The 18,742-nt window shown below is 61.1% G+C and carries 18 protein-coding genes and 2 pseudogenes; 13 read left to right on the top strand and 7 right to left on the bottom strand.

Annotation, left to right across the window (positions count from 1 at the left end; genetic code table 11):
* Positions 1-305: 305 nt before the first annotated feature.
* Entirely contained in the window at positions 306-671 is a 366-nt protein-coding gene (locus QE438_RS11095; RefSeq protein WP_307183932.1) for a hypothetical protein, read from the bottom strand.
* A 780-nt stretch (positions 672-1,451) separates the two neighbouring features.
* On the opposite strand from QE438_RS11095, the gene QE438_RS11090 reads away from it, so the two are divergent.
* Entirely contained in the window at positions 1,452-1,844 is a 393-nt protein-coding gene (locus QE438_RS11090) for a SymE family type I addiction module toxin (protein WP_306995649.1), read from the top strand.
* 270 nt (positions 1,845-2,114) lie between these two features.
* Here the strand turns inward: QE438_RS11090 and QE438_RS11085 are convergent, their stop codons facing one another.
* A complete protein-coding gene (locus tag QE438_RS11085; protein ID WP_306995651.1) occupies positions 2,115-3,035 on the bottom strand; it encodes a LysR substrate-binding domain-containing protein in 921 nt (306 codons plus the stop codon).
* Positions 3,036-3,137: 102 nt separating this feature from the next.
* Here QE438_RS11085 and QE438_RS11080 point away from each other — a divergent pair, with 102 nt between their 5' ends.
* The 3 genes from QE438_RS11080 to QE438_RS11070 are packed head-to-tail and all read left to right on the top strand — an operon-like array spanning position 3,138 to position 4,440.
* Positions 3,138-3,488 (top strand): carboxymuconolactone decarboxylase family protein, encoded by a 351-nt coding sequence (locus QE438_RS11080; protein WP_306995653.1) that lies wholly within the window; start codon positions 3,138-3,140, stop codon positions 3,486-3,488.
* Positions 3,488-3,886 carry a tautomerase family protein gene (locus QE438_RS11075; RefSeq protein WP_306995655.1) on the top strand — a complete coding sequence of 133 codons (399 nt, stop codon included), beginning with the start codon at positions 3,488-3,490 and terminating at the stop codon, positions 3,884-3,886. The genes QE438_RS11080 and QE438_RS11075 overlap by 1 nt, the downstream gene beginning before the upstream one ends.
* Complete coding sequence (locus QE438_RS11070) at positions 3,883-4,440, top strand: DUF4865 family protein (RefSeq protein ID WP_306995657.1); 558 nt, start codon at positions 3,883-3,885, stop codon at positions 4,438-4,440. Before QE438_RS11075 ends, QE438_RS11070 begins: the two co-directional genes overlap by 4 nt.
* A gap of 263 nt (positions 4,441-4,703) precedes the next feature.
* Here QE438_RS11070 and QE438_RS11065 read toward each other — a convergent pair whose 3' ends face one another.
* Positions 4,704-5,930: a hypothetical protein gene (locus QE438_RS11065; protein ID WP_306995659.1), complete on the bottom strand. Its 1,227-nt coding sequence runs from the start codon at positions 5,928-5,930 to the stop codon at positions 4,704-4,706.
* 159 nt (positions 5,931-6,089) lie between these two features.
* Here QE438_RS11065 and QE438_RS11060 point away from each other — a divergent pair.
* Both QE438_RS11060 and QE438_RS11055 read left to right on the top strand, forming a co-directional pair.
* A pseudogene (locus QE438_RS11060) lies at positions 6,090-6,227 on the top strand (IS4 family transposase); the annotation flags it as partial.
* Positions 6,228-6,319: 92 nt separating this feature from the next.
* Positions 6,320-6,805, top strand: coding sequence for a DUF4259 domain-containing protein (locus tag QE438_RS11055; protein ID WP_309734105.1), 486 nt, complete (start codon positions 6,320-6,322; stop codon positions 6,803-6,805).
* Positions 6,806-7,207: 402 nt separating this feature from the next.
* Here the strand turns inward: QE438_RS11055 and QE438_RS18925 are convergent.
* Positions 7,208-7,423 (bottom strand): annotated as a pseudogene (locus QE438_RS18925) (DNA-3-methyladenine glycosylase I); the annotation flags it as partial.
* Between the two features lie 361 nt (positions 7,424-7,784).
* Between QE438_RS18925 and QE438_RS11045 the strand changes: the two are divergent.
* The 5 genes from QE438_RS11045 to QE438_RS11025 all read left to right on the top strand — a co-directional run bounded on the left by QE438_RS11045 (position 7,785) and on the right by QE438_RS11025 (position 14,393).
* A complete protein-coding gene (locus QE438_RS11045; RefSeq protein ID WP_306995661.1) occupies positions 7,785-12,422 on the top strand; it encodes an RHS repeat-associated core domain-containing protein in 4,638 nt (1,545 codons plus the stop codon).
* A gap of 19 nt (positions 12,423-12,441) precedes the next feature.
* A complete protein-coding gene (locus QE438_RS11040) occupies positions 12,442-13,005 on the top strand; it encodes a hypothetical protein (RefSeq protein WP_306995663.1) in 564 nt (187 codons plus the stop codon).
* A 79-nt stretch (positions 13,006-13,084) separates the two neighbouring features.
* Entirely contained in the window at positions 13,085-13,318 is a 234-nt protein-coding gene (locus QE438_RS11035; RefSeq protein ID WP_306995665.1) for a hypothetical protein, read from the top strand.
* A 70-nt stretch (positions 13,319-13,388) separates the two neighbouring features.
* Positions 13,389-13,964: a hypothetical protein gene (locus tag QE438_RS11030; protein ID WP_306995667.1), complete on the top strand. Its 576-nt coding sequence runs from the start codon at positions 13,389-13,391 to the stop codon at positions 13,962-13,964.
* Between the two features lie 210 nt (positions 13,965-14,174).
* Positions 14,175-14,393: a hypothetical protein gene (locus QE438_RS11025; protein ID WP_306995669.1), complete on the top strand. Its 219-nt coding sequence runs from the start codon at positions 14,175-14,177 to the stop codon at positions 14,391-14,393.
* Positions 14,394-14,527: 134 nt separating this feature from the next.
* Here the strand turns inward: QE438_RS11025 and QE438_RS11020 are convergent, their stop codons facing one another.
* The 3 genes from QE438_RS11020 to QE438_RS11010 form a co-directional block, all read right to left on the bottom strand.
* Entirely contained in the window at positions 14,528-14,665 is a 138-nt protein-coding gene (locus QE438_RS11020) for a hypothetical protein (protein ID WP_165494605.1), read from the bottom strand.
* Positions 14,666-14,820: 155 nt separating this feature from the next.
* Positions 14,821-15,141 (bottom strand): hypothetical protein, encoded by a 321-nt coding sequence (locus QE438_RS11015; RefSeq protein ID WP_306995671.1) that lies wholly within the window; start codon positions 15,139-15,141, stop codon positions 14,821-14,823.
* A gap of 591 nt (positions 15,142-15,732) precedes the next feature.
* Complete coding sequence (locus QE438_RS11010) at positions 15,733-16,215, bottom strand: hypothetical protein (RefSeq protein WP_306995673.1); 483 nt, start codon at positions 16,213-16,215, stop codon at positions 15,733-15,735.
* Between the two features lie 205 nt (positions 16,216-16,420).
* Here QE438_RS11010 and QE438_RS11005 point away from each other — a divergent pair, with 205 nt between their 5' ends.
* Both QE438_RS11005 and QE438_RS11000 read left to right on the top strand, forming a co-directional pair.
* Positions 16,421-17,521 (top strand): M28 family peptidase, encoded by a 1,101-nt coding sequence (locus QE438_RS11005; protein WP_306995676.1) that lies wholly within the window; start codon positions 16,421-16,423, stop codon positions 17,519-17,521.
* A 335-nt stretch (positions 17,522-17,856) separates the two neighbouring features.
* Positions 17,857-18,519 carry a hypothetical protein gene (locus QE438_RS11000; RefSeq protein WP_306995678.1) on the top strand — a complete coding sequence of 221 codons (663 nt, stop codon included), beginning with the start codon at positions 17,857-17,859 and terminating at the stop codon, positions 18,517-18,519.
* Positions 18,520-18,742 lie beyond the last annotated feature (223 nt).

Below are 18,742 nucleotides of genomic sequence, written 5' to 3'. Positions count from 1 at the left end.
ATGCAAGAAGTGACAATAGGGGTCAAAGTGCAGTTTTGCTCGTAAGAGAGTATTGGGGTCAGAGTGCAATTTCACACGCAGGCGAAGGAATCTTGCTCGTGCTTCGCGAAATGAAGCTTCTCTCTGGCCCCTAATTTGTTTTTGGGAAAGCGCCCGAAGGCGTCTCTCCGCCCTCCCTTCCGGCGCTCGGCGCACTTTAAAGGCACTGAAGATCAAGAGCTGAGCAACAGCAACTTTTACGTAACCGGGTAAGAGTTAATTATTGGCTTCTGGGGCTAGCAGTAAGTTCTCCACACGCTGCAAGTCTAATCGTCGTCGAACAACTCCCCCAGATGCTCGGATGCCTTGTGCAGAAGCTCCACGGCGGCGTCTAGCGAATGTTTTGCTTCGCTCACTGCCAGCCCATTCCTTGTTCCGTCGTGCTTCGTTCCACACTCCATTAACTTGCCTCGTAGGAATGAAAGTTCGAGCAGCGCCAATTGCAGTGATGTTCCCGCAGGTCCAAGTTCGTGCAGTTGCTTGACGGACTGCTTTAGGCGGATAGGGATGGAGGTCTGTTTCAGTGCCGAGTCATAGCCGTACGCGTCTCCGAGGGTTCTATATCCGTCCGCCTGCAGCGCTTGCATTGACGCTGCAAGATCCGTGATTTCGTCGACCAGATCGACGGCCAAAGACCGCGCCTTTGCTCTCGCCTCGGTCTCCTTTTGTAGCCGTGCCTTTCGCTGCAGCTGTAAAGGCAGTAGTACGGCAACAAAAATCGCGACAACACTTCCCACCGCCTGGACCCATGCCGGGCCGGCTGGGTCTTGCAGCCACGCTCGCAAATTCTCTCCCGTCGGCCAGCTGAAGGCTGCAAACGCTCCGGAGAGTGCCAGGAGCACTGAAGCGTAAGTGATAACGCGGACTCTTGCGATGCTCCTGTGCTTCATAGCGCTGCGCCGTCCTGAAAGGTCTGGTTTCCGAATACTGCGGTCAGAGTAGACCTTTCCGCCAGCGTCTGCCCCGTTGGTAGACAAATTGCGGCGAGAGCGAGTGCCAAGCCCGCGAGCCGGCTAATTGCTAAGTCCCATAAAGTTGTCAAGCCATACTGGCCAAAAGCGGCCAGCGAATGCCGTGGTCGGCGCAGACTTTTAATGGGTGCATTAGCTTGCATTTCTTTCTAAGAAAAGCCGTTGACGCTGGCGTATCGAAAGCGCAAGATCGAATCGCGGCGTTAAATAACGCCGCCGGGATTGGTCTCCCGTCATCGAGGCGCACCAGCGCCCATCGTCCGATGCTTGGCGCTTTTTTATTGCCCTGCATGGTGCGAGGGGCTTGCTCGTCAGTTCATGGCGGGCGGTACGTGGGGGGCTTCGGCCCCGCCGGTCCTCGGTCCGGTAGACCAACCCGTACCGTCCGCCACCTCGATTGGTCTCGGTGTGGCGGATTCCCTTTGTACCGAGGAGTTCGCCATGACCCAGAAGACCGCCGCACCCAAAATGACATCTGTGCCCAGCCGCCGCACCGGCAGGCCCGTAGCACCGGTTGACGTGCGTGTTCCCACTCCATCGATACTGGTGCTATCGCCAGGCGACCTGTCGCCCACCACGCTGTTCACGCCCCTATCGACTGAGAACGAAGTATCGCGCAAGCGAGCGCACCCGCGCCGTCCAGCCCAGTGCACCGTGGGCCGTCGCTACGACGACGTATTGGTAGATGGGAGCCTGCAGAGCCGTTGCGTGCCCACGCTGCACCTGAGCGGCCTGTGGCTGGCGGAATTGGGCTTCGCACCGGGCAGCAAGCCGCGCGTCGCCATTGTCGATGGTGCGCTGGTGATCACGCCTGAGTCCGGAGCGAGCGAGTAAAGCGATCACGCTGGTGGCGGGAACGTGGTCAGGTTCGCTTACAGCGATAGGTAAACCTGACCCCTTAAGGTAAAAACTTGGCTTCTACTTCTCCGGGAATGGCAAAACCCGGGTCAGATTGCGGTTTTCTACCTGATGGACGGAATCAGTCTCGTGCTTTCGCGACCATGAAACTGCACTCTGGCACCTGTTTTTGGTGGCGGGCCACATAGCCAACGAGTCGCCATTGCCGAAGTGCATTGGCGCCGTGAGCCGGTGACGCGCCGGGCGTCACGCGGCCGCCTCATTCCGGGCCGCCGTATGCCACGCATGCGCCGCGCGCAGACGCTGTTGCAGGATCTCCGCCAGCCGCGTCACCGCCGGCGGCGGCGCGGCGACCGCGCGATGGAGGGTCAGCCCCAGCGCCGGCAGCGTAGGCAGGCCGCCGGCGCCGGGCGGCAACAGGGTCAGTGTGTCCGGCACGCCGGCCGGCGTGCGCAGAGTCACGCCCAGGCCGGCGCGCACTGCGGCCCACACCCCGCCGAGGCTGGCGCTGGTGAAGGCGATGCGCCATGGGATGCCGGCGCGGTCCAGTGCCGTGGTCGCGGCGGTGCGCAGCAGGCACGGCGCCTCCAGCATCACCAGCGGCAGCGGTGCGTCGCCGCTCCAGGCCAGCGCGGGCGAGAGGCCGGGTGCGGCGGCGATCCAGCGCAGTGGCCAGGGCGCCTGCGCCTGGCAATGCGCCGAGCCGGCACCGGACTCCCAGGCCAGCGCCAAGTCCAGTTGGCCGGCCTCGACCCGTGCCCGCAACTCGTGCTGGCGGGCGATGCGCGCTTCGATCCGCACCTGCGGGTGGGCACGGGCGAAGCGCCCCAGGACGTCGGGCAGCATGTGTTCGCCGAAATCCTCCTGCAGCCCCAGCCGCACCCAGCCCTCCAAGGTCGTGTCCTGCAAGGCCACGATCGCCTCGTCGTTGAGCTCAAGCAGACGCCGCGCGTAGCCCAGCAAGGCTTCGCCGGCCTCGGTCAAGGCCAGGCCGCGGCCCTGGCGGCGGAGCACCGGCTGGCCGGCCTGTTCCTCCAGCTTCTTCAACTGCGCGCTGATCGCAGAGGTGGACCGACCGCGCCGCTCGGCCGCCTTGGCGAAGCTGCCCAGTTCCACGCCGACGACGAAAGTACGCAGCGCATCGAGATCGAAGGTGATCGGACGCATCGGAGCGATCCTGTTTTTCCGGATGAATGATTCGATATCTTCCGATTTTACGGAAGATCCGGCGCAACTAGGCTGTGCCCGCTCCCCATTGCGAGGCCTCCGATGCGCGATTCCATCCCCACCGCTCCTTCCCCGCAGGCGGCGTTCGCCGACATTGCGCCGGCCTTCGCCCGGTTGACCGACGAGGTGCTGTTCGCCGAGGTGTGGCAGCGCCCCGGCCTGTCGCCGCGCGAGCGCAGCCTGGTCACCGTCGCGGCGCTGGTGGCGCTGTACCGCTTGGAGCAGCTGCCGTTCCACCTGCAGCGCGGGCTGGATCACGGCCTGGACCGCGACACCCTGGCCGAGGCCATCACCCACCTGGCCTTCTATGCCGGCTGGCCGTGCGCGGCGTCGGCGCTGCCGTTGCTGCGCGCCGCCGCTGCGGCCCGGCCGGCCACGACGGAGACGCCGTGATGCCGCATGCCCGTATCTCGCTGCTGCGCGGCACCTCGCCCGCTTATCTGCGCGCGCTGTCGTCCAGTCTCTACCAGGCCATGCACGAGGCCTTCGAGGTGCCAGCCGGCGATTGCTTCCAGATGATCCACCAGCTGGCGCCGGAGGAATTTGCGTTCGACCGCCACTACCTGGGCGGGCCGCGTTCGGATCGCTTCGTGCTGATCGCACTCACCGCCGGCCGCGAGCGCAGCGATGCCTGCAAGCAGGCGTTCTACCGGCGCCTGGTCGAACTGCTGGCCATCGCGCCGGGGATCGCGCCGGAGGACGTGATGGTCACCATCGTCACCACCTCGGCGCAGGACTGGTCCTTCGGCGGCGGCCGCGCCGGTATCGCGGCCAGCGGGGCGCCGGCATGATCGCCATGCAGTACAGCATCGCGCTTCCGGCCGACTACGACATGGCCATCATCCGCCGCCGCATCGCCGAGAAGGGGCCGCTGCTGGACGCGCTGCCCGGGCTGCTGTTCAAGGCCTATCTGGTCGCGGATCGGCGCGATCCGGCGCTGCCCGCCCGGCAAAACCTGTATGCGCCGTTCTATCTCTGGCGCGATGCGGTGGCCATGCATCGCTTCCTCGACGGCCCCGCGTTCGCGGCGTTGTGCGAGTCCTTCGGCCGCCCGGCGGTTTCGTGCTGGATGGTCGAGGCCGCGAGCACACCTGCGGTCTTGCGCACGGCGCGCTACGCCACGCGCCAAATCCAGGCGGCCGGCTTCGCATCGATGGATGGCGCGCCCGACGAAGCGGGAGAGGCGCACGATCGCGCGCTGGCCACGGTGCTGGGCTACGAACCGCAGGGATGGACGCGTCTGCGCTTTGGTCTGTGGCGCGATTTGCCGCCGGCGGCGCACAGCGTCCAGTCCTACGTCGTGCACCACCTCAGCTCGCCAGGCGTCGCCGCGGCAGCAGGGTGAGGCGATGACGACGCGTGCTCAGGACAGATTACGCAGTGATGGTGTCAGGCTCGCCGCCAACAGCCTGACGTTGGGACCCATCGCTGCATAAGCCGACAAGCCATACTTTGGCGCAATCAAACCTGGGGTAGCGTGCCAGCAGAAGTAGGGGGTCGGAGTGCAGTTTTACGCGCAAGCGGCTGGGTCTGTCATGTGCTTTCGCGCGCATGAAACTGAACTCTGACTTCTCTTCGCCGCCCGGCTTGTTTCGGGCAACAGGGGTTTCAGTCCAAGACCTTGGCTTTGGCGATCAAGTCATCGACCGCCTTCGATACCAGTGGCTGCGCACGAACTGCTGGCATATTGGCCAAGGTATGCAGATCATAGGTTTTCCCTAGATCCTGCGCGACCAGGAAGCCGAGATAATAGCCACGGCGCTGTGGCAGGTCGGACGTCTTGGGCCCTCCAAAATTGAACAAGTCGGCATAGGCCGCATGGTCCTTTGACATCAGGACTCCCTTTAGTGCCAGTAGTGACGGCAGAAGCTTTTCGCGTGTGGCGGCTGCCATGTTGTCTGGAAGGGTCAACAGCAGCTCGTCTTCGCTGGCATCAGGATCCAGCTTGGAGGAGGCGTAGACCGCTAGTCCTTCGCGCCACAACGAACACCAGGTTTCCTCGCAAGGGCCTAACCGTGGTTCGTGGTAGACGTGAAACAATTCATGGTGAAAGAACGCCGATTCGTCGTGCACTTTGTCGCTATGGAAGGTGACCATGCCGTCTACGCCGAAGATCAGGACGGATTTGCCGTCGATGACGCGCGTGCCACCGTCCATTTCGCCGAGGGAGTGAAGTATCCAGACCAGGCTGTCCGGATGAAAATCTGGAAATGTTTTAAGAAATACCTGGGTGTTGCGTGGCAGATCCTCATCGATCATTTTGACCTTGGCGGCATATGCGTCGCGGATGGGCCCGAAAGCTTCGATGGATTTCTCGATAGTGCCGTCACGAAACGCCTGGGTCGCTTTGTCTCCGAAGCGCGCGAAACCGTAAAAATCCGGAAATTTCGCCGCGATATCGCGCTTGAAGATCGCGACCCGTTCCGCCATGGGCTTGCCCTGCGTCGCATCCCAGAAGGTCAGAAAGTCGCCTGAGATATTATGCACATCCAAGGTGGAGGCTGTCGCTTGCGCTGTAGGTGCTGTCGGCGCGGCCGCGATCGCGAACCGGCATGCGCCGTACATGAGCATCGTAAGCCCAATTGCAATTGCTTTTTTCGCTGTAGCCATTGTCTCCCGCCTAAGGTTGCGAACGTACACGTTGGTTGCGCCATGCGCTGCATGGATCTGCAGCCATCTTGAAGGAGGAGTCCCACGGACAAGAATACCCAAGTTCCGGCGGTGCGCGTCGGGGCGGGTCGCATTGCTGGTGGCGGCCATCCGGGGCTTGGCCTTGGCCTTGGCTTTCAATCCAATCGCACCCTCGGCTATCTCTCCCACGAACTCGGCCACCATGTGGCCGGCATTCCTGAAATCTCGGCGCCGCTCACCCGCGATCAGTACATTACCGAAAATATGGGTCAGAGTGCAGTTTTGCTCGTAAGCGACGGGATCCGGCTCGTGCTTGCGTGACAGTGAAACCGGATTCTGACCCCTCTTTTTGGGGAGCGCTGTCGGCTGGATATCCTGCTACTGATCAATGCTCCAGTCGGCTTTGTCCCGTGGTTGGCCGGTCTGGGTTGCGAGGCCACCGGGATCGATCAATGGCGCTATCCAGCCAAACGGCGGGGCAAGCTGTACTCGACCCTGCAGTCCACTGACATTGAGCAGAGTTGAAGCCTTGCAGCTTGCGGAGTTGCTCAATGACCCCGCCGGACTGACTTCTGAAAGAAAGCAACGCTACAGTGCAGTGCCTGCTTTGCGATCAACGGGTCGGGCGGGGCCTGGCCTTCCATCAACGCATCACATGCAAGGAGATCATCGTGGGCACTTGGGGTAATGGATCTTTTGAGAATGACGACGCGGCTGACTTCATGGCTGACCTCACTGAGGTTGCTGACCTGAGCCTGGTCAGTGACGCACTGGCCGCCGTGCTTGCAGCCGAGGATTACCTGGAGGCGCCCGATGCGTGCCTGGGCATCGCGGCGGCCGAAGTGGTCGCCGCCGCCGCCGGCCGGCCGACGGCCGCCGCTCAGGAGGAAGAAGAACTGACCGAGTGGCTTGCCCGGATCGCACCGGAGGTGAGCCCGGACCTCATCAAGCAGGCCATCCAGGCGCTCGACCGGATCGTCGGCAAGCAGTCCGAGCTGCGCGAGTTGTGGGAAGAGGCCGACGAAGCCGATGCATGGCAGGCCACCGTGATGGCGTTGAAGGCGAAGCTGCAGGGTTAGGCACGGCACGACGGCTCGCGTACCGGCTGCACGAGCTATTTTTCCAATCCACAACCTGACGGGACAGGCCGCATTCGCGCCGTGTTCCCTATCAGTAGCCTGACTTCTGACCCGGTCTACCGAAAATAGGGCAGAGTACAGTTGCCTGTGGGAGCGAAGAAGTTGATCTCGTGCTTTGGCTCGGATGCAACTGAACGCTTAGTGCTCTTCGCGGCTGGACGTTGTCGGGTGATATAGAGCACACATGAGATCATCGCTCTCGAAGATTTCGCTGTTAGGTGCGCAGCTCCTTTTGAACGGTTGCTGCCACTTCACGCCTTGCCACCCAGGGAGTTACATCACCGGGACGGTGACCGATGCTGTATCACATCAGGGAATTGCCAACGCTAGCGTTCGGCTCTATCACCACGCCACCCATACTGCTCGGATCTTTCGCGCATATGAAGCCGCGCTCGGACCGTTCATTTGGCGCAGCCGCTTCAGCCTGTGACGGGCGGTCGGAAATGCTTGCGCCTTTGCGGCTTGCGTACGCACCACGCAGTCTTCGGCGTGATCGTTCACCAGGCCCATCGCCTGCATGAAGGCATACGCGGTGGTCGGGCCGACGAACTTCCAGCCAGGCCTGCTTAGCCAGTCGGCTCACAGCATCTGCATTTTTGAAACTCGTCGCTAGCCAGATGCGGACTTCGATAGGCACCAGACGCTATCGCCGTAGATAGGTCATTAAATCTAGTCTAGCGTCACATTTTTGCTATTGACTAAGTCGAGCAGATCAAGCGAGTCTCGTAAGCACGACACTAGGATGTCGATGGGGAGCGATAGGCATGGAGGCCCGCTGTGTTCGTGGATGCCAATTTTCTGTCAGATGTAGAGCGAGTTGCTCCGTCGGGCCGGATCAATATCGGTATATTTTAAAACTGAACCTACTTGGTTAGACAAGAACTTAAAGGATGCTCTGCATCCTCGCAAAGGATATGCGATGAATTATTCAAAAGTAATTGCTATAATTTTTCTTACTATCTACTCTGTCTTTTCCGGCGTTTCTTTTGCCCAGAGTAATGGGCAAGGCTGGTCCCTTGAGGCCGAGAATTCGACAATGCCTCGCAAGGGATTTGGAAGCTTCGAGAATCAACCGCAAGCGGTCTCGTGGATACCGAACATCCCAGGCGTTCAGCCTAATGCGGGCGATCTCTATTCCTACGTCAAGTATGTGAGAAAAGTTACGCCAAAGCCAAACGGACTAACCGAGATCACATATTGGATGGGCAAGACACAGCCGCTTGATCCGGATTGGACCTACTACTTAGGCGGCATCACTTACAGTGAGGAAGACGCGACAGAGCTCATCCGTAGCGCCTATGATCCTGTACCTGCCTGCGCCTCTTACGGCGCCGCTGTCGCTACGCCCACCAGCGACTGGTACGCGCTGTTTACGGGGATGGAAGGACGCTATGAGGGAAAGTCTTTAAGCATCTCCACTTTCGAGTATGAAGACGTTGGGATTTGCTCATCTGTAACTTATCAGCAAACTTTAATTAGGATGCGGCGTCTTCAGTGCCCTGTTCCTTACACTCAGTGGAATGATGATGAGCAGGGCTGCGTCAATTTAGACGCGTTCGCCTATGTCACAGGGACGAATCTGCAATGCGATGGTGGATCTGGTAACAGCGGTTATGTGGGTAACCCCTGTGACGTCAAGACTGGCGATAAAACGCAACCCGAGCTCGATCTCGACCTTGGATGGATGAGTCTGCTTCGTACCTATCACTCGACGAGTTCTATGAGGAATGGAGGATTCGGGACGGGCTGGACTCACAACCATCAGATCGCGCTAGTCTTTGGCACGGGTGTCGCTCAAATAGTCAGCGGATCTGGCTTCTCGAAGACATTCGCCGAAACTGACGGAAAATTCGTTGCAACAGATAGCAGTGGGGACACTCTGCAGGCACGTGGCGCTGGCTGGGTCCTTAATTCGGGCTCAAGTACAACCTCTTTCGATTCAGCGGGCAGGTCTACCAGAATAGATTACGAGACAGGTAAGTTCATAGAATATGATTATGACGAGATTGGAAGGCTTGAATCAGTACGAAATTATGATGGCAGGGAATTGAGTTTTAATTATGCCAGTGATTCTGAAGCTTCAAGCATAGCTTCAGTTTCTCTTGGTGGCGCGCAGCTCGCATCTTACACATACAATGAGCTGGGTCAGGTAGCTTCCGTTACTTACGCGGACGGAAGCTCCAGGGGCTATCATTACGAGGAAACAGATAATCCCAACAACTTAACGGGAGTGACAGACGAGGAAGGCCAGCGTTTCAGTACCTTTACCTATGATTCTTCTGGAAAAGTCGTTTCCAGTTCGCATGCTGGGGGAGCTCAAGGTGTAAGCCTGTCCTATGCCAGCGGTAGTACGGTCGTCACAGATTCGCTTGGAAATGAAACAACATACACAATATCTTCCAACAGCTCCGGAGTGCCTAGCATTTCGGCAGTATCCGATAGCAGAGGGACGACAGCCTACACGCGTTTCAGTGCGGGAGCTGATGCTCGGCAGCGATTGAGCAGCGTCACCGATCCTATGGGGGTGGTTACCAAGCACGCGTATGGAGAGATAACGGATTCCGGCGTGGTGGAGAACGTTCACACCATGCAGGAAGCATTTGGACTGCCAGAGCAACGTACGACGATCACCCGCACAGAGGTTGAATCCAATCGGATTTTGTCTGTCCAGTTTGATCGACTACTGGTGGACTACACACGCAACGCACGTCTGCAACCTACATCTATCACCTCCACTAACCTCGATACGAGCGGTGCACGGATTGCAACCCTGTCATACTGTGAAGATGCGGACGTAACGGCAACTGGAAGCAACTGCCCAATTCTTGGCCTTCTGAAAGCATTCGACGGTCCGCGCACCGACGTTAACGACCTCACTCAATACGCCTATTTCGGTAGTGATGATATGGGCTGCGGCATGGCAGGATCTGGCAGCTGTGCTCATCGCAAAGGAGATCTGTGGAAGGTGATTGATGCGTTCGGGCATGTCACCGAAACCCTCGCCTACGACGGCGCAGGCCGCCCGCTGTCGGTCAAGGACCCCAACGGCGTCATCACCGACTACGAGTACCACCCGCGCGGCTGGCTGACCGCCACCAAGGTGCGTGGGGCCGACAGCAGCACCGAATCCGACGACCGCATCACCCGCATCGACTATTGGCCCACCGGCTTGGTCAAGCGGGTCACTCAGCCCGACGGCGCCTTCACCGCCTACACCTATGACGCAGCGCACCGCCTGACCGACGTCAGCGACAACGCAGGTAACACGATCCACTACACCCTGGACAATGCCGGCAACCGGATCGCCGAAGACACCAAGGACGCCAATGGCAACCTCAAGCGCACCCTGAGCCGGGTCTACAACCAACTCGGCCAGTTGGCGACGCAGGCCGATGCCGTGGGCAATCCGACGGATTACGGTTACGACGCCAACGGCAACGCCACTTCGGCCACCGACGCCCTGTCGCGGGTCACCCAGTCCGAGTACGACCCGCTCAACCGCCTCAAGCGGACGCTGCAGGACGTGGGCGGCATCGCCGCGGAGACCAAGCTTGCCTATGACGCCCTGGACCGCCTGACCGAGGTCACCGATCCCAAGGGCCTGAAGACCACATACAACTACAGTGCGTGGGGTGACTTAACGCAGCAGGTCAGTCCGGACAGTGGCAGCACTACCTACACTTACGACAGCGCTGGCAACCGGGTCACGCAGACCGATGCGGAGAACAGGGCTGCCACTTACGTCTACGACGCCCTGAATCGGCTGACGGGGATTAGCTATGCCACGCCTGCGCTCGATGTCGCGTACACCTACGATGTCACTGAAGATGTCTGCAGTGTCGACGAGACCTTTTCGACCGGCCGCCTGACCAAGATGCAGGACGGCAGCGGCACCACGCAGTATTGCTACAACCGCTTTGGCGACCTGACCCGCAAGGTGCAGACGGTCAATGGCGTGGCCCTGACCTTGCGCTATAGCTATGCCCCGGGCGGCCAGCTCACCGCCATGACCTATCCGGATGGCGCCGTGGTGGACTATGTGCGCGACAGCCAAGGGCGGATCACCGAAGTCGGCGTCAAACCGAGCGCTGGCGCCCGCCAGGTGCTGCTCACCGGCGCGACCTATCACCCGTTCGGTCCAGCGGCAGGCTGGACCTACGGCAATGGCCGCCAGATGACCCGCACGCTGGATCTGGACTATCGTCCGGCCGCCATCCATGACGCCAGCACGGGCGGGCTCGCCGTCGGCTTCAACTACGACGAGGTCGGCAACCTGGTGGAACTGACCCAGCCGGGCAGCACCTTGCCGCAGGTCGGCCTCGGCTATGACGCCCTCGGGCGGTTGACCCAGTTCAAGGACGGCCCGACCGGAACGGTGATCGATGGCTACGGCTACGACAAGACCGGCAACCGGATCAGCCTGAGCACGGCAGCAGGCACCTCGACCTACAGCTATCCGACCACCAGTCACCGGCTCACCAATGTCGGTGGCATCGCCCGCACCTACGACGCAGCCGGCAACACGACGGCTATCAACGGGACGGCCAAGCAGTTCGTCTATGACGACACGGGGCGGATGAGCAGCGTCAAAGCCGGCGGGATCACCACCCGCAACTACCAGTACAACGGCAAGGGCGAGCGCGTGCGCAGCTACCTGAGCACGGCCAACACCTACACCTTGTACGACGAGGCCGGCCACTGGGTCGGCGACTACGGCGCCAATGGCACTCCGGTACAGCAGGCGATCTGGATGGATGATCTGCCGGTAGGCCTGCGCGCCGCGGCCGCCAGCACCGTGAGCTACATCGAGCCCGACCATCTGGGCAGCCCACGCGCGGTCATCGACCCGGTAGCCAACACCGCAATCTGGAAGTGGGACATCAAGGGCGAGGCCTTCGGCGCCACGGCGCCGGAGCAGGATCCGGATGGGAACGGTACGGCGTTCAATCTGGATATGCGGTTCCCGGGCCAGCGCTACGATCAGTACACGGGACTCAGCTACAACTATTTCCGCGACTATGAGCCTGGCACGGGGCGGTACAGTCAGAGTGATCCGATTGGATTGCGCGGAGGGATGTCAACATACAGCTATGCTGAAGGAAATCCGATTTCGGGACTTGATCCGTTGGGTCTTACCGGGGAGCGCGTTAAGGCAGAACCAGTACCTCAAACTCCACAAATGGCGGCGGCAGCGAGTCGTCTGCAAGGGCTTGCTAATAGCGCAGCTCGAAATGTGGATGCCACTTGTGGCATACGGTGCTCGCTACCGTGGATACGAGGCACACTGATACACAGTGAGTTTAAACGACTGGTGGACACTACATGCCCTTCCGCGCAGTACGCAACTGAGGTTAGCTACAAAGATGGGCAAGTTGTTCCATACGGCACATGGGGGTCCTCACGCGCAGATGTCATCTTTGGACAGACGGGCGCCCCCACCGCTGTGTATGATCTAAAAACAGGCTGGGCATACATTTCTCAAGGCCAAGCTCAGGCCTACTATCAGAACTTGCCGCCTGGAACTCCAATTCTCGTGATTAGACCCGATGGCCGTTAAGTCAATAAATAAGCGCTTGGTGTCTCGACTGATGCATCAGAGAGTCAACGGACTGCTGAACTCTGGCGTCTACTTTTTCCTTGATGGTTATGATCACGTATTGAGAGGATTCGCTCTCGAGTATGTGCCGAGAGGGCTCTATGTATGGAACTTCAGGTTTCCTTTATTCGATTTTTTTGGCCCTAACCTCTCATATAGTAATCGCCTGAGCGAAGGCTCATTCATCGATAAGGCTGAGAAGACAGAAGAAGAAATCGTTGATTTCGTATTGGCATCACCGGAGCTTGCCGAATCGTTATCTGGAGAGCCAATGACTTTGTTGGATTTTAATAAATTTTTGCACAGGAGTCATGCATTTCTTAACCCGCATGCCCAGCTGATTTATGCCGCATCACTGACGTTACTAAATCAAGAACCGCAAGCCCTTGCAGTGTTGGAAAAAATTCCATCCACCTTACATCCCAAGGATGTTCCGTCCCTTAAGAACTTAATAATTGGCATTGAAAATGGCACTGCTCGAGAAATTCTTGATGATGTGTGTCGAAAAAATCTAATAACACTTGGAATATCACATTTACGCTAGAAAAATTGTCAACACCTAGAGCGGAGCTTATCTTCGTTCGGCCACACGAATGACTGGATTACAGCAACGGACCGGGACGGTGATCGATAGCTACGGCTACGACAAGACCGGCAACCGTATCAGCCTGACCATCGGGGCAGGCGCCTCGACTTACAGCTATCCGACCGCCGATCACGGGCTCACCAACGTCGGTGACATCGCCCGCGCCTACGACGCAGCCGGCAGCACCACGGGCATTAACGGGATGGTCGACAATAGGGGTCGGAGTGCAGTTTGGCTCGCAAGCGCCAGGATCCGGCTCGTGCTTGCGTGACAGTGAAACCGCACTCTGACCTCTTTTTTTTGGGGGGGGGGTATCAACTCCTCGGAGTAGCATGAGCGGGATGAAGATCACCCCGAACGATGTGCGCGAGCGCGCTCGCGTCTGGGCGATGGCGCCGGATGATCCTGAAGGCGCGGCCGTTCTTGCCCGCAGGATCAATCATCCGTGGTATCGCTGCCAAGCACTCGCACGTGCTGCCGAATTCTCCGATGGGCGCAAACGCGCCGAACTGCTCGATGCAGCCATTCGGGCGGCGCAGGAGCAGGACGAGCCCAATCGCATTGTGACGGTCTCAGCATGGCCGATCCGTGTCATGGTGGATCGCGCACCCGACCTGGCGGAAGGTCTCGTCCGCCGAATGATCCACGTTGCCGAAACCGAGCCGCATACCCTTCGCCGAGCGCACGCGCTGCAGTCGCTTGCGTTCGCCGTGTCCCGCTCACCGTTGCTTCTTGGACTTGTTGTTCCAGCGATGGCCAAGGCCATTCTTGGCGGGCACGGGTGGCGCATTGACCGTGTGATCCGCGATACCTTCGAGTTGGTCCGCGAAACCCATCCAGATCTGCTGCTCTCCTTGGCGCTGCATCACAAGGCCAATCGTCAGCAGCAAAGGCTTTTGGCGTCACTCTCCGAGTGAGGATGACGACCCGACGTACACGTTTCTCCACCCCGTCACGGGGAATGGGGGTCAGGGGAATGGGGGTCAGAGTGCCATTCTGCTCGCGAGCGAAGAGGGGGCTCGGGCTCTTTCGGCCATGAAATTGGACTCTGATCCCTGCTTCGGTCCATCGTTGCCGGAGGCTCTTCTTCAAACGTGACCGATCAAGATCGTGCCAAGGGTGAAAAGATGAAGGTCGTCTACCTGGTTGGATGGAGTCCTGGCTGTGACAAAGTTGGTCTCAATGACATGTTAAGGGCTCGGTTCAACTTTACTCTTGGTGAGGCCAAGAAGGCCGTTGACAACGTGCTAGAGGGGGAGCGTGTCGAGCTGCACGTCCACGACGACCAGTTAGAGGTCGTCTCCTCAGAACTTGAAACCTTTTGTGTCAAGTACGAAGTGACCTGAATTCGACACTTGATGCTGCCGGAAACAGGAGGCAGGGGACTGTTTTCCATGCAGGGACGGCATTGGGCTCGTGCTTCAGCGGACACAAAGCTGTGCTCCGGGTCCTGTTTGGTCCCTCAAAGAGGGCAGGTTGCCTAGCCGATACCCCAGAACGCGTCCTTGACCGCATCCCAGAGTTGCTTGAGTGTCTTGCTGCGGCCGCGCGCGAAGGCGAGCCGAACGCACTGCACCAGCAGCGCAACAGCAAGCGCGGCGAACACCAGAAGACCCAAGGCCTCCCTCAATAGAAACGTAGCGACTGCCAAGGCTGCCAATAGCCCGAGAACCGCCAGGTCTGTCTTTAGCGTGCTTGGCGATGACGTTGGTCCCATGGCACCTAAGATCTGAGTTAACCGAGATGCGAAACGGCGTCGGCTCGGACGCACTGTCAGCCTGCTTGCCGCACCGCCCAGTAAGCTGCGAGCGCGATCCCAGCCGTGAGCTGCAGAACGAGAATACATCCGACGCCGATGCGACCAGCGGCTTGTTGGGTGCGGCGGGCCACATAACCGAGCGCCAGCGTGACCATGAAGCTGATGGCCCAGGCGAACCAGGCGATGCCCTTGCCTACGCAACCGAAGCTCTCGCAGTACATCCGCCAGAGCATGACGCCGCCGATGGCCAGTGCAAGCAAGGCCAGCGCATAAACCCACGTGGTGGCAAGCGCCAGGATACGGCGCTGCTTGGACGAAGTTTCAACGATCACCATCAGCGGTCTAACGCCAGCGTTAAGCCGAGTAGCGAAGCGGCGTCGGTTTGAACAAATGCTAGGGCGCATGTCGGGTCTCCCCAGCCTCGCTTTGATGAGAGGCGGGTGCGACCGATCAATGGTTGCTTGATACTGATGAGCCTGCACTTAGATGCAGTACACATGCGGCCCCTCCACGCCTTCAGACCACCAAGCCTCTAGCTCGGGGAAGCAAGAGATCACTTGGCCCACCACCTGCTCTGGCTTGTATCGAAGGTGCCCGGTTCTGAGAACCTCATGCCAAGGTCTGCGAAGATTGAACCAGCAGCCCAATGGGCCGCCTCTCCTGCGTTGAAGTCGACCATGTCTTGTCCGGCTTCGCATGGGCAAGCCTTCCGGCGCACTGAAGTTCAAGACGAAATATGGCCGGTGGTACTTGTCCCATTGAATCTCGAACTCATACGCCACACCCCCGTCAATCTTTCGAAAAGGAGTGCGCAGAGAATTGTTTGACTTGATGCGCGCAAATCCGCGCTCCAGCGCGAAGGGGTAGAACTCTCGCTTCACGGCTTCGCGCAGGGGCTGTGGCATGTGTGATGGCCAAGGCATGAGTCAGGTCGCGCTGCGAGGCGGCGTCGCCTCGAATGAACTGGTGGGCGCCGCTCCGGCCGCCATCAGCTGATCAACCAGTTCTGCCAGGGTGAGCGGGCCCGCGTCTTGCCAGAAGGCCTTTGGCATTGCCACGCCAAGTGTCTCCTGCAGTTCCGCGATCGTCTCCTCCACATCCAGATCCCTATCCATGGCGTCGAAGCGAGGGCCGCCTGCCACGACAGCAACGCTATCTCCGGGGAGGAAGTACGGGTTCGGCCAGCCCAAGTGACGCGCCATGATGACACCCATCTGGGTCGCGACGCGCTGCCGCTCGCCTCCGCCCCAGCGATCCAACAGACCGGGCGAGCGCGATCGCTGCTGGGCAGCGAGCGCCTTAAAGAACGAAAGGTCAGGTCCAAGCCAGCGAACGCCGATGAAGAATCTCTCCCATGGGTCGGTGGGCGGGTAGTTCGGCGGATACTGGAGCGGCTGGTCAGGAGTCATCGTCAGCATCTGATCCCACACCCCGGAGTTGGGCTGTCGCGGGGATTGTTTGGATGCGCTTTCAGGCCTGTCAAGCAGATTCCCGAGGGAAGTAAGGGGTTACGGACCGCGTCGTGCCGCCGCCAGCTGAAGCCTCCGGACGTGCCGACGGCCTGGACCACAAGCAGGCTAGACTCCGGTCCAGATCAACGCAGGGGAAAACAGGATGAATACGCACAGAAGCTTGCGCGCCGCGCTGCTTTCAGTCGCGCTCGTGTTCGGCACCGCGCAAGCCAAAGAAACACCGCTGCCGCAGCCACAGGCCAGCCTGATCTCCAGCATCTCCGCCGACGCGATGCGCGGGGATCTGTCCTTCCTGGCGTCCGATGCGCTGGAGGGGCGGGGCACGCCGTCGCGGGGGCTGGATCTGGCGGCCGAGTACATCGCGGCGCAGTTCCGGGGCGCGGGGCTGGAGCCGTTGGGCGATGACGGGTATTTCCAGACGGCGGACTGGCGCCAGATCGCGCCGGAGAAGGAGCGGGCCAAGTTCGCCGATGCGCCCGAGCCGTTGATCGTGCGTAACGTGGTGGGCGTGCTGCGCGGTTCGGATCCGGTGTTGAGCAAGACCTATGTGCTGGTCACGGCGCATTACGATCATCTGGGCATCCGCAAGGACAAGGGCGATGACCCGATCTTCAACGGGGCCAACGACGATGGCAGCGGCACGGTCTCGGTGATCGCGCTGGCGCGCGCCTTCGCGGCGCAGCAGGTGCGGCCCAAGCGCAGCATCGTGTTCATGACGGTGTTCGGCGAGGAGCATGGGCTGGTGGGCTCGCGCTACTACGGTGCGCATCCGCTGGTGCCGGTGGCCGACACGGTGGCCAATATCAACCTGGAGCAGGTCGGCCGCACCGACGACAGCGAGGGCCCGCAGGTGCGCGCGGCCGCGATCACCGGCGCGGACTACTCGCAAGTGGCCGATGTGCTGCGCAAGGCGGGTGAGGCCACCGGCATCCGCATGACCAAGCACCCGGTCAACAGCGACCGCTATTTCGCCTTCAGCGACAACCAGGCGCTGGCCGACCTGGGCGTGCCGGCGCACACCATCAGCGTGGCCTACGCCTTCCCCGACTACCACGGCCCGGCCGACACCTGGGACAAGATCGACTACGCCAACATGGCCGCCATCGACCGCACCGTCGCCCTGGCCGTGTGGACCATCGCCAACGACCCGAAGGCGCCGCGCTGGAACGCCGACAACCCCAAGGCCGCCAAGTACGTCGAGGCCGCGCGCAGGCTGCACGGCGAGCAAAACGCCGCGCCCTGAGCGCGGATGGCTTCCGTCGGCTGCCGCCTGGACGGGGGCAGCGAAGCGCGCGCGGAAGCCGCCCCGCGCGGTGTTGACACCGGCCACGGGGCGGAGCAACGTCGGTTTCGAGGAGCCTGGAAACGCCCAGCGCGCGCGGCCCGCCCTTGAACCTGGTGTCCCGGTGCCTGCAGTCCGGCAGGGGCACCCGATGCGATGGCGGCATCGGCAGGGTGGCCATGACCGCCCCCGCAAGGCGCATGCGCCTGCCGGCGCGCTGCGGTGCCTGCTTCTCCTTCCCTTCCGTCCGCCGGGCATGGCGGGCGGTCACTTCGCGATGCCAAGGAGCAATAACGATGACGGACCATCTCTTCGATGATCGGAACACGACGGGCGGCGCGCTGCCCGAGGACAGCCAGCACCTGCTGATGCAGGTCGGCCACCAGCTGCGGCTGCTGGCGCGGCTGGCGCAGCCCCGCCCCGGCGGCAAGCGGAAGCAGGCGCCCGGCGTGGGCGCGGCCGAGCTGGCCTTCAGCCTGGACCAGGTGGCCGGGCAGGTGGAGGCGGTGCTGCTGCGGATGTCGCGTCCGGCGCAGGCCGGCGCGGCGCTGGCGGCGGCCGAAGCCGCCGCGCCATATGCAGCGGATGAGGCGACGCAGGCGCAGGGCCCGCGCCTGGCCTTCGGGGCGACGCTGGCGCAGCTGGACGCCCTGCAGCTGCTGGTCTCGGGCATCAAGGCCTTCGGCGATGCGGTGTTCGCCGAGCAGGCGGCCGACTACGCGGCAGGCAGCGTGTCGATGCTGGGCTTTGCGATCTTCAACCAGGCCAGCGAGGTGGCGGACCTGCTCACCGAGATCGCGGCGCAGCCGCTGGCGACGGGCAGCGGCCCCGCATCGGTGCGGGAAGTCCGGCTCACGTATGGCGGCGGGTCCGTCCTGGCGTTGTGCCACGACGTGCAGGCCGCACTGCGCCTGCCGCAGGCCGTCTGCCGGATGGCCGGGGCGATGCGGTTGCACTGACGCGCGCGCACCGCGATCGGTGGGAAGCAGCGGCGGCCTCGGCCGCCGCTGTTGTTTGCGGAATGAAAGGCGGCTTGCGGGGCGTCCTCGCCTTGGGCGTGGTGCGAAGTGGGTTTGCGCGTTGCGTTGGCGCATGGTGCGGCGGCTGGCTTCCGAGCCGCGTGGTCAGCGCCTGTGCTTGCGGAAAGACGCGCCTGCCGACGTTTCGGCTGACACGCCGTGA

This window comes from Pseudoxanthomonas sp. SORGH_AS_0997 (assembly GCF_031453535.1).
GTDB lineage: Bacteria > Pseudomonadota > Gammaproteobacteria > Xanthomonadales > Xanthomonadaceae > Pseudoxanthomonas_A > Pseudoxanthomonas_A winnipegensis.
This window is presented reverse-complemented; position numbering and strand designations above follow the sequence as displayed.